Origin of the sequence: Blautia acetigignens (genome assembly GCF_025566865.1) — a bacterium.
Classification (GTDB): Bacteria; Bacillota; Clostridia; order Lachnospirales; family Lachnospiraceae; genus Blautia_A; species Blautia_A acetigignens.
Genome location: NZ_JAOQJM010000004.1, coordinates 1 through 15390, shown reverse-complemented (window position 1 = coordinate 15390; position 15390 = coordinate 1). Strand labels below are relative to the sequence as shown.

Here is a 15390-nt window from a genome sequence, read left to right as displayed (position 1 = left end):
TTGGAATATTCTTTTGCATTTTCAGGAAAATACCTGGTATAATAAAAGCTGTAAATTACAGAAGATGGGGGAAATCTGATTTTATGTCATTGGAAAAGCACCTGGAATTCCAGGAAAAAATATTGAAAGCTTTGAACTTTTGCCCAAAATCCCTGGAATCCTGTACCAGATGGGATAATAAGGAAAATCCAGAGGATGGGTTCCTGATTCTCTATGAACGAAAGGGATTTTACAGCCTGGCAGTTGCCCAGTATACTGTGCATCATAATTTTTCCATTTCTTTTCAGGATGAAGAACCGCTGCTTCGTTTCGGAAACTTTTATACCGGAATCACCCATTTCAAAATTGACGGAGTAAAAGCAGATTCTTCCACGCCGGACTCTTTTCTGGTGCTGGAAGGACATCTGAAGGGACAACAGTTCTGGAAAAAAGGAGAGCAGTACTGCGGAATTGAGGTTTCTATCGCCCCTTCATTTGTGGAACTGCTGAAAACTGTGGATCCGCACATTTTTTCCGTAACCTGTTTTACCAGAAACGTGACTTATCACTGGCTTCCTACTGCAGCCATGACTACTTTGCGCCAGCTCACCAACATGGCAGTCCGGGGCACTCTTACTCCTTTGATTTTGGAAGGATGCATTCTCCAGTGTCTTGGAAGCATCAGTGAATCTGTAAAAAACGGCCAGTTCAGCCTGGATGAAAAATGCCCAAGTACCATGCTGGGAAACAGGCAGATTACTTTTTCTTCTTTCGACCTGTCTGCCATCAGCCAGGCGTATCAGATTCTCACCGATCACCCGGAGTCTGCTCCCAGTATTCCGGAGCTGAGTAAGCTGCTGCTTCTGAATGAACAGAAGCTGAAAGCTGGTTTTCAAATGTGCTATCACATATCCATCGGACAATATGTCCATGAATGCCGTATGACAAAAGCCGCCCAGCTTCTTGGCAATACCAGCCTCAGTGTCCTGGAGATCAGCCATGAAACCGGATACAAAAGCTGCGCCAGCTTCATAAAAGCATTCCGGAAATTTTACCAGAAAACACCCCTGCAGTTCCGCGCCAGCCAGAAAACCAGCCAACAAGCCAGCAGCTCCCAGGAAAGTTTTTCTTGACTTAAACCCATGTTTAAGCCTTATTATGATATCAGGGGCAAAATAGGGGCAAAAGACCTTTTGCCCCTAACCTCTGCCTCCACGCTGGCAAACAAGGTTCTGGATATGGGCCTAATCGACATGATGATGTTTTCCATCAACCCTATGTACGATTACGGACAGGGAGATTTTTCCATCGGAAGCAATGCCGAGCGCTATGAACTGTATTCCAGATGTGAAAAAAAAGGCGTTGGAATCTCCGTCATGAAGCCATTCAATGCCGGACAGCTTTTCCCCCTTATGACCATCAAGAACCATTCCAATCTTGCCTCAGACGACCGTGTTTACGGCTTGAGAAGCGTGACAACACCAATTTCATCGTCACCTCCGTAATCTTCGACTGGGCCATCAAATTCAAAACCGGATGCAAATCTGAGTATTCATTAGTGGATATTCAGGGAAAATAAATACAATTGCGAAATAGTTGCTGCATGCTTTCGGCGCAGCAACTATTTTTGGTTACTGGTTCACTCCGTGCCCAGTAACACGCTTCGCGATGCACAGAAATCATGCTTTGCATGATTTCGCGCCGCAATCCTCGGGTTTTCTGTGAACTTTGTTCACAAAAAACACCTCGCGGAATATTACCTATGAACAGTAACTGTTTTTGTACAAAATGCTTGTTAAAAATATAATTTTTATTGCTTTTTGGTTAATTTATCACTATAATAAACACAAATAACTTGTTGTTTTTTTATTTTACAGAAAGGATTTTCCATGGAAACGCGAGTTGCTGTGATCAGCATTATTGTAGAGAATACGGACGCCGTCGAACCACTGAACGGACTTTTGCATACCTATGGAGAATACATCATCGGACGGATGGGTATTCCCCATCGTGAAAAAGGCATCAACATTATCTGCGTGGTGCTGGATGCTCCCCTTGACAAGATCAATGCACTGTCCGGTGCTCTTGGACGGCTGAATGGGATTTCCACCAAGGTGGCTTATTCCAAGGTCTGAAAGAGGTATAGCCTGGAAAAGTTTAGAAGCTTTTACAATTGAATACAAGCATCCCCTGACACTGAAACCAATCCTTGAGGTGAAAGATACGATGATTTTTTTGCAGACATATGATCTGTGATATTTTTGCAGACACAAATCCTGCCGCTGTATCTTTCTCTTTTAAGAGGGGGAGCGAAGCGGCGGGATTTTTTTTATAAAAGGGAGATGGTTTATGATCCAAGCACAAATAGAACGCATTGACAAATTAGAACAGCAGCACATTCTGCCAAAAGAAGAACTGATCACACTTTTGGACGGGCAAAATGAAGCGCTTTCTGCCTATCTTTTTTCTAGAGCAGATGCTGTGCGCAGGGTCAATTACGGTACAGATGTCTACGTCCGCGGTCTGATCGAGTTCACCAACTACTGCAGAAATGACTGCTATTACTGCGGCATCCGCCGTTCCAACCCAAATGCCAGCCGTTACCGGCTGACCGAAGAGGAGATTCTTGGCTGCTGCAAAGAGGGCTATCAGCTTGGTTTTCGCACCTTCGTACTGCAGGGCGGAGAGGACCCTTTTTACACTCCAGAACGGATTGAGCATCTGGTGCGCTCTATCAAAAGTCAGCATCCTGACTGCGCCATCACCCTTTCCGTGGGAGAGCATGATCGGGAAACCTACCAGCGCTGGTTTGACGCAGGAGCAGAACGGTACCTTCTCCGTCACGAAACTGCCGAGGATGCTCACTACCGGATTTTACATCCGCCGGAACTAAGCCTGGCTCACCGGAAACAATGCCTGTGGGATTTAAAAAGCATTGGCTACCAGGTTGGCTGCGGATTCATGGTAGGCTCTCCTGGACAGAACAGTTCGCAGCTGGCAGAGGACCTGCTTTTTATCCACGAGCTGCAGCCGGAGATGGTGGGCATCGGCCCTTTTATTCCACAGAAAGACACCCCATTTCGGGCTCAGGCCCCCGGCACCTTAGAGCAGACCCTTTTTCTCCTTGGCATCCTTCGTCTGATGCTTCCCCAGGCTCTGCTTCCGGCCACCACAGCCCTTGGAACCATCCACCCAAAGGGCCGGGAAAAAGGCATCCAGGCTGGTGCAAACGTGTGCATGCCCAACCTTTCCCCTACAGAGGTGCGGGAAAAATACGCACTCTACGACAACAAGATCTGCACCGGGGATGAGGCAGCACAGTGCCGCAACTGTCTTTCCATGCGCATGAAATCCATTGGATATCAGGTAGTGGTGTCTAGAGGCGACCATCTTTCCAGGCGCTCAAAATAAAAACTGAATACGGAACTCCATAACACTTCACTAATGGGAAAGGCCCGTCCTGACCCAAAAGAAAGGAAACCATTATGTACGATCCCAAATCATTAAAAGCCGAAGAATTTATTGACCACGAAGAAATCCTTGCATCCCTTGCCTATGCAGACGAACACAAAGACGACCTCCCCCTGATTGATGAGATCCTGGAAAAAGCAAAGCTGCGTAAAGGCTTAAGCCACAGGGATGCCTCCGTGCTTCTTGCCTGCGAAACCCCGGAAAAGGTTCAGGAAATCTATGCTCTGGCCGAGCAGATCAAAAAAGATTTTTACGGCAACCGTATTGTAATGTTTGCGCCTTTGTACCTTTCCAACTATTGCGTAAACGGCTGTACTTACTGTCCCTACCATGCCATCAACAAGCACATCCCCCGCAAAAAGCTGACCCAGGAGGAAATCCGCGCGGAAGTTATCGCTCTTCAGGATCAGGGCCACAAGCGTCTTGCCCTGGAAGCAGGAGAGGATCCCATCCACAATCCCATTGAATACATACTGGAATCTATCCAAACCATTTATTCCATCAAACACAAAAACGGCGCCATCCGCAGGGTAAACGTAAACATCGCTGCAACCACCGTGGAAAATTACCGGAAGCTTCACGATGCCGGCATCGGCACCTACATTCTTTTCCAGGAAACCTATCACAAGGAATCTTATGAGCAGCTTCACCCATGGGGACCGAAGCATGACTATGCTTATCATACCGAAGCTATGGACCGTGCCATGGAGGGCGGCATTGATGATGTAGGACTTGGCGTTTTGTTCGGGCTGGATAAATACCGCTATGAGTTTGCGGGAATCCTTATGCACGCCGAGCATCTGGAGGCTGTTCACGGGGTGGGACCGCATACCATTTCCGTTCCCCGTATCTGTCCGGCGGATGATATCGATCCTTCTGCTTTTTCCAATGCAATCAGCGATGATACCTTTGCCAAGATCGTGGCATGTATCCGCATTGCCGTTCCTTACACTGGCATGATCGTATCCACCCGGGAAAGCCAGCGCTGCCGTGAGCGGGTGCTCCATCTTGGAATTTCCCAGATCAGCGGAGGTTCCCGCACAAGCGTAGGCGGATACACGGAAGAGGAGCGACCGGAAGACACGGTACAGTTTGATATTTCTGACCGCCGCAGCCTGGATGAGGTAGTCTGTTGGTTAATGGAAATGGGCTATGTTCCTTCTTTTTGCACTGCCTGTTACCGGGAGGGGCGGACAGGCGACCGGTTCATGTCTCTTTGCAAATCCGGTCAGATCCAGAACTGCTGTCTGCCAAACGCCCTGATGACCTTAAAAGAATACCTGCAGGATTACGCCTCCGCCAAAACCCGCACCCTCGGCGACACCATGATCCAGTCCCAGCTTCAGGATATTCCAAACGAAAAAGTAAGAAAAATTGTGGAAGAGCGCCTTGTGAAGATTGCAGGCGGAGAGCGGGATTTCCGGTTCTAGAGCCTTTTTCAAACACGCTCTAGAGCAAATATCTTGGGGGATGGCGTCTGCTGTCCCCACATTTGTATTTTCAAAGAAAAAGGAGATGCTAAGCTATGAGCACTTTAAATCAAACACCCTCCGCAGGCCGCCTCCACATCAGCTTTTTCGGCTGCCGAAACGCAGGTAAATCAAGCGTAGTCAACGCCGTAACTGGCCAGGAGCTTTCCATTGTATCAGACATAAAAGGAACCACCACCGACCCGGTTACCAAATCCATGGAGCTTCTTCCCCTTGGCCCCGTAGTCATCATTGACACTCCAGGCATTGATGATGTAGGAGAGCTTGGCGAACTTCGCGTAAAACGCACCAAACGAATCCTGAACAAAACTGACATTGCCGTACTTGTGGTAGATGCCACAGCAGGACCAACCACTGCCGATCAGGAACTGATCACTCTTTTCCGTGAAAAAGAGCTTCCCTATCTGATCGTATACAACAAATCCGACCTTATTTCTCCCATACCAGATGCCGGGGAACATGAGATCTGGGTCAGCGCCCTAAAGAAAACCAATATCCAAGAATTAAAGGAACGCTTAGGCCACCTGATTCAAACCGACATCATGACAAAAAAACTGGTCGGCCACTTGCTAAAACCTCTTGATACCGTGATCCTGGTCTGTCCCATCGATGAATCCGCACCAAAAGGAAGGCTGATCCTGCCCCAGCAGCAGGCCATCCGGGATGTATTAGAAGCCGGGGCAATTGCAGTGGTAGTCCGGGAGCATGAACTTGCAGCAGCCCTGGACCAGCTGGGAAATAAGGCAGCAATGGTCATCACAGACAGCCAGGCATTTTCCATGGTAGGAAAAATCACACCCGATTCCATCCCCCTGACTTCTTTTTCCATACTGATGGCAAATTACAAAGGCTTCCTGAAAACTGCAGTGGCAGGCGTTTCCGCCCTGAAAAACCTTCAGGACGGGGACACTGTTCTCATCGCTGAGGGCTGTACCCACCACCGCCAGTGCAACGACATCGGCACCGTAAAGCTGCCAAACTGGCTCCAGCAGTACACCGGCAAGTCCCTGAATTTCCAATTCTGCTCCGGCACCGAATTCCCAGAGAACCTTGCCCCTTATTCCATGGTGATCCACTGCGGCGGCTGCATGCTGAACCACCGCGAAATCCAGTACCGCATGCGCACCGCCACCGACCAGTCCATCCCCTTCACCAACTACGGCACCATAATCGCCCTGATCACCGGAACCTTAGCCCGCAGCCTTTGCATCTTCCCGGAGATTCATGAGATGCTGTGATTATATTACCAGTGAACGGTAATATAATAATTTGCAATTGACAATATGGTATATATACCATATACCAATCTAAAGGAACCAAACCTGCCATAGAATTTCTTAATGGTTTAGATACAAAAATGCGGGCAAAAGTTGGTTCTGATACTGCTGAGGGAAAGAAAGGATCTGCGCCGTGGCTGGTATATTGTCCGCAGGGATGAAACCTCTCTCCTGACAAGCCTTGGCGAAGTGGTATATCACAAAACCCTGTTTAAAAATGTTGATACTGGTGAGTCCTGCAATCAGACGGAGGACCTGATGGTCCTCCATTTTTTATATAGGAGGATTTGATTATGCTGTTATTACAACTTATCCTGTACTGTCTCCTGTTCTTTTTGCTGGTAAAATGCGCGGCTAAAGACAGCGGACTCAACTGTATCTATTTTTATCCAAAGGAATACATAAACGAGGCCGAGAAACGCGGCCTGGCCACCATTCTGTATCTGATCATCGCCCTTGCCGTCGCCGGAATTGTAGTATTGATCAGTAAAATCTAATGAAGGAGCCATATTCCTGCCCTTTTGATTTGATGAATAAAATTTCAATAATTCTTTACACTTCCGCCAGACATGGAAAATATTGGATACATCATTCCAGTATCCCCATATCCGGCGAAAGTTCTATATTTTCATAAGTGTGAAGCAGTCTTTCCAGTTCATGAATAGCAGGAGAGAGGAACTTGTTTTTGTGATAAACAAGTTTGAATTTTCGGTTCCATTCCCCATTTTGATTATAAAAAACCCTGATTTTTCCATGCCGGATCTCATGCGGCATCAGTCGAAGAGACATAACCGCAAGTACCCGGTCATAAAGCACAGCATTCAGAAGCGCCCGGGGACTGTTGGCCTCCCAAACCGTCTGCACAAAAATATGATGCTTCGCAGCATACTCCTCAAACAGCTGCCTGGTTCCGCTTCCCTGTTCACGCATAGCAAAAGGTTCCCCCACAAGATCCTGTACTTGAATGCGTTTTTTCCCATAAAATGGATGATCCTTTCCCACCGCAAGCACCAAGCAGTCATCAATAATCGGAAGAACAGTAAGATCCGGAGAAAGGATTTCCCCCTCCACAATTCCCACATCCAGCTCCGAGCGAAGAAGCTTCTGCTCAATATCCTTGGTATTGCTCACATAAGAATGGACCCGAATCTCCGGGCAGTTCTTTTGAAGCCGGGGAATCAGAAAGGGCGTCAAACAAGTTCCCACCGTAATAGTAGAACCCAGCTTCAGTGTGGAAGACTGCCCCTGATTCAGCATCAGTTCCTCCAGCTGCTGAAACTGCCGGATCAGATTTCGCGCCTGGGGAAGCAAAAGCTGGCCCCGTTCTGTGAGATACAGCTTCTTTCCCAATCGTTCAAAAAGAAGACCATTGTAATGCTTTTCCAACTCCCGAATGGCCTGGCTCACCGTCGGCTGAGACAAATATAAAGAAGCAGCAGCGGCGCTCATAGACCCCAGATCCGCCACTGCAACAAAAATCGTCAGATGTCTTATCGTCATATCTATTGCTCCTTATATAGAAAATACCTATCATTTCTATAAAATAATATCATTTTTCAAATACATCCTCAAGTGCTATATTAAAGGAAATACACATGAAACGAGGTAGCAAAATGTCAGCATTAACAGTCAGCAAAGAAGACGAAGCCCGCGTAAAAGGAATGGGCTTTCTTAACAATCGCGGAACAGACCTTTTTTCCGCCCGTGTCCTTACCGTAAACGGCAAAGTAACCGCCGCACAGCACCGCTGCATGGCAGAAGCAGCAGAGAAGTTCGGCAACGGCAACCTTCTATACACCACCAGACTTTCCGTGGAAATTCAGGGGATTCCCTATGATAAGATTGAAGAATTCCAGCAGTTTATCGCCAAAGAAGGCCTGGTAACCGGTGGAACCGGAGCCAAAGTCCGTCCTGTAGTATCCTGCAAGGGAACCACCTGCCAGTACGGACTTCTGGATTCCTACGCCATTTCCGAGGAAATCTACAAGCGCTTCTACGAAGGCTACCGGAATGTTGCCCTTCCCCACAAATTTAAGATTGCAGTAGGCGGCTGCCCAAACAACTGTGTCAAGCCAAACCTGAACGATGTCGGCATCATCGGCCAGAAAATCCCCCAGGTGGACACCGATGTCTGTAAAGGCTGCAAAAAATGTGCCATCGAAGCCGCCTGTCCAAACAAAGCAGCAAAAGTAGTGGACGGAAAAATCCAGATCGACAAAGACACCTGCCGCCACTGCGGACGCTGCGTAGGAAAATGCCTGTTCCACACCATCGAAGACGGCACCTACGGCTACAAGATCTACATCGGCGGCCGCTGGGGCAAAAAAGTATCAAAAGGACGCTCCCTCAGTAAAATTTTCACCTCCAAAGACGAAGCCTTAGACGTAATCGAAAAGGCAATCCTTTTCTTCCGTGATAACGGCATCAAGGGAGAACGCTTCGCAGAAACCATCGAGCGAATCGGATTTGAAAATGTAGAGAAACAGCTGCTTGGCTAAATAAGCAGATTACGAAAAGAATATTCCATGACCCAGGAGCAGTTAGCAGAAGCACTGGGCTCTTCTATACGCTGATTGCAAAGAGAGGGTATTTCTATTCTCTGTTCACAGTTGCACAATAATCCCCAACAGCAAGCCAGCTAAATATGAAGAGAAATACCATGCAGTATCTACATGACAACTACATAGAGAGGTGTTATAATTAGGCTGCAAATAAAAATACAATAACAACTGCCTTTAAAAATTTATTTATTCGGTTCTTTTGCAAATGATACCTATACGGAAGAAAGCGATTTTGATTTTTATATCATTGTAAACGATGAAATAAAAAATTTAAAAGACTTAACTACCCAAGCATATCGTTCTATTCGAAAGATAAAAAAACGTCCAGTCGATATTATTGTTGGAACAGAAAGCACATTCGAAAATAAAAAATCAGGTATCTATCCAGGATAAATTTTATGATTATGCAGACGAACTGACACCATATGGTGTTGTTGTAAGATATCCCAGTGAACTGTTTTTAGAGGAACATCATGTTATAGATGCCTTAAAAATGGCAGATGAAATTATAAAATGGGGAAAAACAACGATTGAGTCGTTATAGCAGCCATATGCAAAATAAAAATGTATAATGCAGTCTCTGGAAATCTGCATTATACATTTTTTATTTTACAGGAAGTTTCTTCAATTGCGAACAAGCGGATCTCTTTGTTTTCATAATTCTGATGTAAATACAGTGTTTGACATAAGCCGCACTCTTTATGAACGGAATTTTGAAAAAATCAATACAATATACAAAGAAAAATCAATTCCAGCTGAACTGGGACTTGTAATTGGAGCCATCACGGAATCCCAGAAATTAATCAACCTTGCTACCGTTTCGAAAAATTAATTTAACTCTGAGGCTGGATACGTCTCCCCTACAGGAACTTATCCAGTTTTCTTTTTACCCATTCCAAAATAACCCAAATATATAAGAAAAAGGAATACCTCACTATCCCCCCCACAGGGCTTGTTCCCCTCATCCTTGTTTGTTAAGCTGTATATGCAGACGAAATATTTCGAACAAGTAAAACGAAGGAGAATAAGAATAGAATGAGAAAAAGAAAAACATTGCTTGGACTTGGAATTGCCTGTGCATGCATGATGATTCCCGCTGTCTGTGTATGCGCTAAAGAAAACGACACCACGCTAGTTTACGGAAGCGGTGATTATACAAGGATCAATCCCGCCATGGATGAGCACGGAGAAATCAACATTTTGCTTTTTGACGGTCTGACCGCCCACGATGGCGACAACCAGGTAGTTCCCGGACTTGCCAGCAGCTGGGATTTTGATACCCAAACAAATACCTATACATTTCACATGGCAGAAAATGCCACATGGCACGACGGTGAACCGGTTACTGCAGAGGATGTGAAATTCACCATCGAGGCAATTATGAATCCGGAAAACGGTTCCGAAAATGCACCAAACTACGAGGATGTCCAGGAAATCAACGTAATTGATGATCACACCATTTCTTTTCAGCTGGATGCCCCCAATGTAGCATTTCTGGATTACATGACCATGGCAGTTCTTCCCAAACACCTTCTGGAAGGAGAAGATATGCAGACCAGTGATTTCTTCCGTAATCCTGTGGGTACAGGTCCCTATAAGCTGGAATCCTGGGAAAAAGGACAGGCGATCACCCTGACCCGGAACGAAGATTATTTCAAAGGCACACCTAACATTGACACCATTGTTTTCAAAATTGTAGAAGACGACAACGCAAAAGCCTTACAGCTTAGATCTGGTGAACTAAACCTGGCTCTTCTCACACCAAAGGATGCAGCAGCATTCACAGAAGATGAAAGCTACACCTGCTATGATATGAAAACATCTGATTACCGTGGAATCATGTTTAATTTTGCCAATGAATACTGGCAGAACAACCGCGATCTGATCCCGGCAGTCTGTTACGGAATTGACCGTCAGGCAATTGTAGACGCAGTTCTTCTTGGACAGGGAATGACTGCTTACGGTCCTCTTCAGAGAAATATTTACAACAATGAAAATGTGGAGCATTATGACTATGATCCTGTAAAGGCAAAAGCAGTACTGGAAGACGCAGGCTGTGAAATGGGAGAGGACGGATTCTATTACAGAAACGGGGAAAAGGTTGGCTTTGTGATCAGTGTAGGTGCAGGCGACCAGGTTCGTGCGGACATTGCCCAGATTGCAGCCCAGGAACTAAAGGAAATTGGAATGGATGTCACAGTGGAAATCCCCACCCAGGTTGACTGGGGCGGACAGATGGCATATCTGATCGGATGGGGAAGCCCCTTTGATGCAGATGACCATACCTATAAAGTGTTCGGCACAGACAAAGGCGCCAACTACTCCAGCTATTCCAATGAACTGGTAGACCAGTACCTCACTAAGGCCCGCCAGTCAGATGATCCCGAAGTACGAAAAGAAGCCTATGCCAGATTCCTAGAAGAGCTTGCAAAGGATCCCGCATACGCTTTTATCTGCTACATTGATGCCAATTACGTTGCGGATTCCCGCATTCAGGGAATTGATTCCCATACCGTTATGGGGCACCATGGAGTTGGTATTTTCTGGAATGTGAAAGACTGGACGATTGCAGAATAATGAAACAGCCAGAAAAAAATGTTTTGGAAGTGAAAAACCTGTCCGTCAGCTTTCACAGTACAGCTGGAGAAGTACAGGCTGTGCGGGACGTCTCTTTTTCCCTGAAAAAAGGAGAAGTGCTGGCCATTGTAGGCGAATCCGGCTGCGGAAAAAGTGTACTGTGCAAAAGCATCATGAAGCTTTTGCCGAGAAGTGCCCAAATAAAATCCGGCAAAATCCTTCTTAACGGAACTGACATTACAGATTATAAAGAAAAGGAAATGCAAAAAATCCGCGGCAGTGCCTTTTCCATGATTTTCCAGGATCCTATGACCTCCCTGAACCCTACTATAAAAATCGGCCAGCAGATTGCAGAAGCCATCCTTGTACACCATCCAAAGAAATCCAGGGAAGAGGTTTATAACAGGGTCATCGAACTGATGGAGCTGGTGGGAATTGAGCGTCCAAAAGAACGGTACCATCTCTATCCCTGGCATTTTTCCGGCGGAATGCGCCAGAGAAGCGTTATGGCCATTGCCCTTGCGTCCAATCCGGATATCCTGTTTGCGGATGAACCTACAACAGCACTGGATGTAACGATTCAGGCACAGATTCTGGACCTTCTAAGGGAAATTCAAAAAAAGCTTGGAACCTCCACCATTCTGGTATCACACGACCTTGGCGTCGTTGCCCGGGCGGCAGATCGGGTTGCCGTTATGTATGCAGGAAAAATTGTGGAGATCGGAACCGCAGAGGAAATCTATTATGATCCAAGACACCCCTATACCTGGGGGCTGCTGCGCTCACTGCCTGCTTTTTCCCGTGGGAAATCACAGCTTTATACCATTCCCGGCATGCCTCCCACACTGATCGATCCGCCAGACGGAGACGCTTATGCCTGCCGGAATGAATACGCCCTTGGAATCGACTATGAGAAAATGCCGCCTATGTTTCCCATTACCGATACCCATTCTGCTGCCACATGGCTGCTTGATAAAAGGGCACCCAAAATAATTCCGCCAGTGGGAGGAAAACCAATTGAATAAAGAAACTTTGATCGAAGTAAAAAATCTGACGCACCGCTTTTCTCTTTCCAGGAAAATCGCTGTTAACGCAGTCAATGATGTTTCTTTTCAGATTTATAAAGGCGAGATCCTGGGACTGGTAGGGGAATCCGGTTCCGGGAAATCCACAATAGCACGCTGCCTGATGAATATTTACACCCCCACAGCCGGGAAAATTTTGTACAAGGGAATCAATATTCATGATCCCGGAGAATTCCGGCAGAATAAGAAGCTGCTGCAAACCAGGAGGCAGATTATTTTTCAAGATTCTGCCTCCAGTTTAAATCCCAGAATGAAAGCAGCAGATATTATTGCAGAATCGCTGAAGATCCATCATATTACGCCGCCTCGGGGAACCTGCCAGAAAGAGGCGGCTTTTCAGATGCAGTATGTAGGTCTTGATGAAAGTTTTCTGGACAGGTATCCTTCTGAGCTTTCTGGAGGGCAGCGGCAGCGGATTGCCATTGCGAGGGCACTTGCCATGGACCCGGAGTTTCTGGCAGCAGATGAACCTATAGCAGCCCTTGATGTTTCCATTCAGGCACAGGTAATCAATTTATTTAAACATCTGCAGCAGGAACATGGATTTACATTTTTGTTTATTGCCCATGATCTTGCCATGGTGGAATATCTCTGTGACCGGGTAGGTGTGATGTACCGGGGCCGGCTGGTGGAATTAGCTCCTGCCAAAGAACTTTTTGCCAATCCTGTTCATGGATATACCAGGACTTTGCTGTCTGCAATTCCCATTCCAGATCCGATCCGCGAAAGAAACAGAAAGTTAGTGGTTTATGATGAATCTGATTTTGGTGAAGGGGAAATGAAAGAAATATCCCCTGGTCATTTTGTGCTAAAACCTTATAAGGGGGAAAGATAAATGGGAAAGCGTGACCGCAATCTTTATTATGGAAAAAAACTGCTCCTTTTTCTGGGCAGTGTTTTCCTTCTGTCTGTGGTGGTTTTCTATGTAGCGCGGCTTGCGCCTGGAGATCCTCTTGTTTCCTACTATGGAGACCGGACTGAAAAAATGAGTCCAGCGGAACGGGAATGGGCCATGGAAAAACTGGGGCTGAATGAACCAATCTATGTCCAGTATGTAAAATGGCTGGAAAATGCAGTTCATGGAAACTTTGGCATTTCTTTTAAATACAAGCAGGACGTAATAAAAGTAATCAGCCAAAGAATGACAAATACCCTTTTGCTTGGCGGAATCGGTTTTCTGATCATTTTTGCGGGTTCTCTTTTGCTGGGAATCTTCTGTGCATGGAATGAAGAGAAGTGGATTGATAAAATCTTATGCAGGCTGGGCACCATCTCCAGCTGCATCCCGGAATTCTGGATTTCTCTTGTACTGATCCTGATTTTTTCCGTTACCCTTCGGATTCTGCCAAGCAGCGGTGCTTATTCCACTGGAAAAGCAGCGGATATCCCTGACCGGATTCTTCATCTGATCCTGCCCCTTACCGTTGTATCCCTGGAGCATTTATGGTATTACGCTTATATGGTCCGCAACAAGATACAGGAAGAGGTAAGAGCCGATTATGTCCTGCTGGCAAAATCAAAGGGGCTGGGCAAAAAGGGCATTTTGTTTGGCCATTGCCTGCGAAATGTTATGCCTTCCTATCTTAGCATTATGGCAATTGCAGTTCCCCATGTTCTGGGCGGAACCTTTGTTGTCGAGAGCGTATTTTCCTATCCGGGAATCGGTGCCTTATCCTACGAAAGTGCCAGATATCACGACTATAATCTTCTTATGATCCTTTGCATGATATCCGGTATCCTTGTAATTTTCTGCAACATGTTAAGCCAGATCATAAATGAGCACATTGACCCCAGAATCAGGGCCCGGGAAATAACAGATACCTCGGAGGTAACAGATTTATGATGGAAACAGCAAACGACTCCTTCCAGATTGTAGGACAGCGTCCTGCACCGGAACGAACTGCCCGGCTTCCAAAGAAATGGTTCCAGGGAAAGCCCTTGATCTCAATTATGATTTTAGCAGCTATTATTTTGGGCTGTCTGTGCGCCGAGCTGATCATGACAAAGGACCCCACTTATATGGATCTGCAAAATTACAATCAGGCACCGAACAGAGAGTTTTTATTTGGAACGGATACCATGGGAAGGGATATTTTTTCCATGCTCTGGTACGGCGGCAGGATTTCCCTGACAATTGGAGTATTGTCTACCTTTATTTCTACTTTCCTTGCAATTGTGATCGGTTCTTTTTGCGGAATTGCACCCCAGTGGCTGGACAGCCTCCTCATGCGTTTTACAGAAATTTTTCTTAGCATTCCGTCCCTTTTGCTGATCATCTTTTTTCAGGCAGTCTTGGGAAAAGCAAATGTATTCAGCCTCTCTGTTGTGATCGGGCTGACAAGCTGGACAAGTATTGCCAAGGTGGTACGCACAGAAGTCCGTCAGATCCGAAACAATGAGTACGTAATTGCGTCCAGATGCATGGGCGGTAATTTTTTTCATATTTTATGGAAGCATCTCACGCCTAATTTCCTTCCCTCCATTATGTTTATGGTAGTGATGAATATAAGAAGTGCGATCATATCGGAATCTACCTTAAGTTTTATGGGAATTGGCCTTCCGCTGGAGATCATTTCCTGGGGAAGCATGCTTTCCCTTGCAGAAAAAGCCCTCCTGACCAGTTCCTGGTGGATCATCCTCATCCCCGGAATCTTCCTGATAACAACCTTGCTTTGTATGACAAACATTGGAAACTACCTGCGAAGGAGTGGAAACCAGAAGGAAAGTAATTTGTAATGGAAATATCATTTTCCAGAACTGCTTTGGCCCAATCGATAATCACACGGTTTAGTAAAATTTAACACATAGGAAGCATATTTTGTTTGAAGCAGATATGGGGCTGTGTTATATTATAAAAAAAGGAGGCGTGCGCCAGTTCGGTGCCAAATATATAACTGGTGGGAATCCAGTCTGGTAAGACTTAGCAAGTCGCCAGTACCGAGTCCTTGGA

General features: G+C 46.1%; 16 protein-coding genes. 15 read left to right on the top strand and 1 reads right to left on the bottom strand.

Annotated elements, in window-relative coordinates; all coding sequences use genetic code 11:
- Positions 1–83 precede the first annotated feature (83 nt).
- The 7 genes from OCV70_RS06625 (at position 84) to OCV70_RS06595 (ending at position 6714) form a co-directional block, all read left to right on the top strand.
- A complete protein-coding gene (locus OCV70_RS06625; RefSeq protein WP_021926224.1) occupies positions 84–1112 on the top strand; it encodes a helix-turn-helix domain-containing protein in 1029 nt (342 codons plus the stop codon).
- 9 nt (positions 1113–1121) lie between these two features.
- Positions 1122–1484, top strand: coding sequence for an aldo-keto reductase family protein (locus OCV70_RS06620; RefSeq protein ID WP_021926223.1), 363 nt, complete (start codon positions 1122–1124; stop codon positions 1482–1484).
- A 384-nt stretch (positions 1485–1868) separates the two neighbouring features.
- Positions 1869–2114: a TM1266 family iron-only hydrogenase system putative regulator gene (locus tag OCV70_RS06615; RefSeq protein ID WP_021925126.1), complete on the top strand. Its 246-nt coding sequence runs from the start codon at positions 1869–1871 to the stop codon at positions 2112–2114.
- 214 nt (positions 2115–2328) lie between these two features.
- Complete coding sequence (gene hydE / locus OCV70_RS06610; RefSeq protein ID WP_021925125.1) at positions 2329–3390, top strand: [FeFe] hydrogenase H-cluster radical SAM maturase HydE; 1062 nt, start codon at positions 2329–2331, stop codon at positions 3388–3390.
- Between the two features lie 74 nt (positions 3391–3464).
- Complete coding sequence (gene hydG, locus OCV70_RS06605; RefSeq protein ID WP_173767742.1) at positions 3465–4880, top strand: [FeFe] hydrogenase H-cluster radical SAM maturase HydG; 1416 nt, start codon at positions 3465–3467, stop codon at positions 4878–4880.
- Between the two features lie 95 nt (positions 4881–4975).
- Entirely contained in the window at positions 4976–6178 is a 1203-nt protein-coding gene (hydF, locus tag OCV70_RS06600) for a [FeFe] hydrogenase H-cluster maturation GTPase HydF (protein ID WP_173767740.1), read from the top strand.
- 332 nt (positions 6179–6510) lie between these two features.
- Positions 6511–6714: a hypothetical protein gene (locus OCV70_RS06595; RefSeq protein WP_117850319.1), complete on the top strand. Its 204-nt coding sequence runs from the start codon at positions 6511–6513 to the stop codon at positions 6712–6714.
- Positions 6715–6805: 91 nt separating this feature from the next.
- Here the strand turns inward: OCV70_RS06595 and OCV70_RS06590 are convergent, their stop codons facing one another.
- A complete protein-coding gene (locus tag OCV70_RS06590; protein ID WP_021926199.1) occupies positions 6806–7717 on the bottom strand; it encodes a LysR family transcriptional regulator in 912 nt (303 codons plus the stop codon).
- Positions 7718–7830: 113 nt separating this feature from the next.
- On the opposite strand from OCV70_RS06590, the gene OCV70_RS06585 reads away from it, so the two are divergent.
- From OCV70_RS06585 to OCV70_RS06555, 8 genes are all read left to right on the top strand, one after another.
- Positions 7831–8715 carry a 4Fe-4S dicluster domain-containing protein gene (locus OCV70_RS06585; RefSeq protein ID WP_173767738.1) on the top strand — a complete coding sequence of 295 codons (885 nt, stop codon included), beginning with the start codon at positions 7831–7833 and terminating at the stop codon, positions 8713–8715.
- Positions 8716–8946: 231 nt separating this feature from the next.
- A complete protein-coding gene (locus tag OCV70_RS20130) occupies positions 8947–9171 on the top strand; it encodes a nucleotidyltransferase domain-containing protein (protein ID WP_173767773.1) in 225 nt (74 codons plus the stop codon).
- Positions 9119–9322, top strand: a complete 204-nt coding sequence (locus tag OCV70_RS06580; RefSeq protein WP_173767736.1) for a HEPN domain-containing protein — start codon at positions 9119–9121, stop codon at positions 9320–9322. The genes OCV70_RS20130 and OCV70_RS06580 overlap by 53 nt, the downstream gene beginning before the upstream one ends.
- 491 nt (positions 9323–9813) lie before the next feature.
- Positions 9814–11355 carry an ABC transporter substrate-binding protein gene (locus tag OCV70_RS06575; RefSeq protein WP_330385696.1) on the top strand — a complete coding sequence of 514 codons (1542 nt, stop codon included), beginning with the start codon at positions 9814–9816 and terminating at the stop codon, positions 11353–11355.
- A complete protein-coding gene (locus OCV70_RS06570) occupies positions 11355–12380 on the top strand; it encodes an ABC transporter ATP-binding protein (RefSeq protein ID WP_262579463.1) in 1026 nt (341 codons plus the stop codon). Before OCV70_RS06575 ends, OCV70_RS06570 begins: the two co-directional genes overlap by 1 nt.
- The gene (locus OCV70_RS06565; protein ID WP_173767730.1) at positions 12373–13275 is read left to right on the top strand and encodes an ATP-binding cassette domain-containing protein; all 903 of its coding nucleotides are present in this window, start codon (positions 12373–12375) and stop codon (positions 13273–13275) included. The genes OCV70_RS06570 and OCV70_RS06565 overlap by 8 nt, the downstream gene beginning before the upstream one ends.
- Entirely contained in the window at positions 13276–14283 is a 1008-nt protein-coding gene (locus OCV70_RS06560) for an ABC transporter permease (protein ID WP_021926193.1), read from the top strand.
- A complete protein-coding gene (locus OCV70_RS06555; RefSeq protein WP_173767771.1) occupies positions 14283–15176 on the top strand; it encodes an ABC transporter permease in 894 nt (297 codons plus the stop codon). Before OCV70_RS06560 ends, OCV70_RS06555 begins: the two co-directional genes overlap by 1 nt.
- Positions 15177–15390 lie beyond the last annotated feature (214 nt).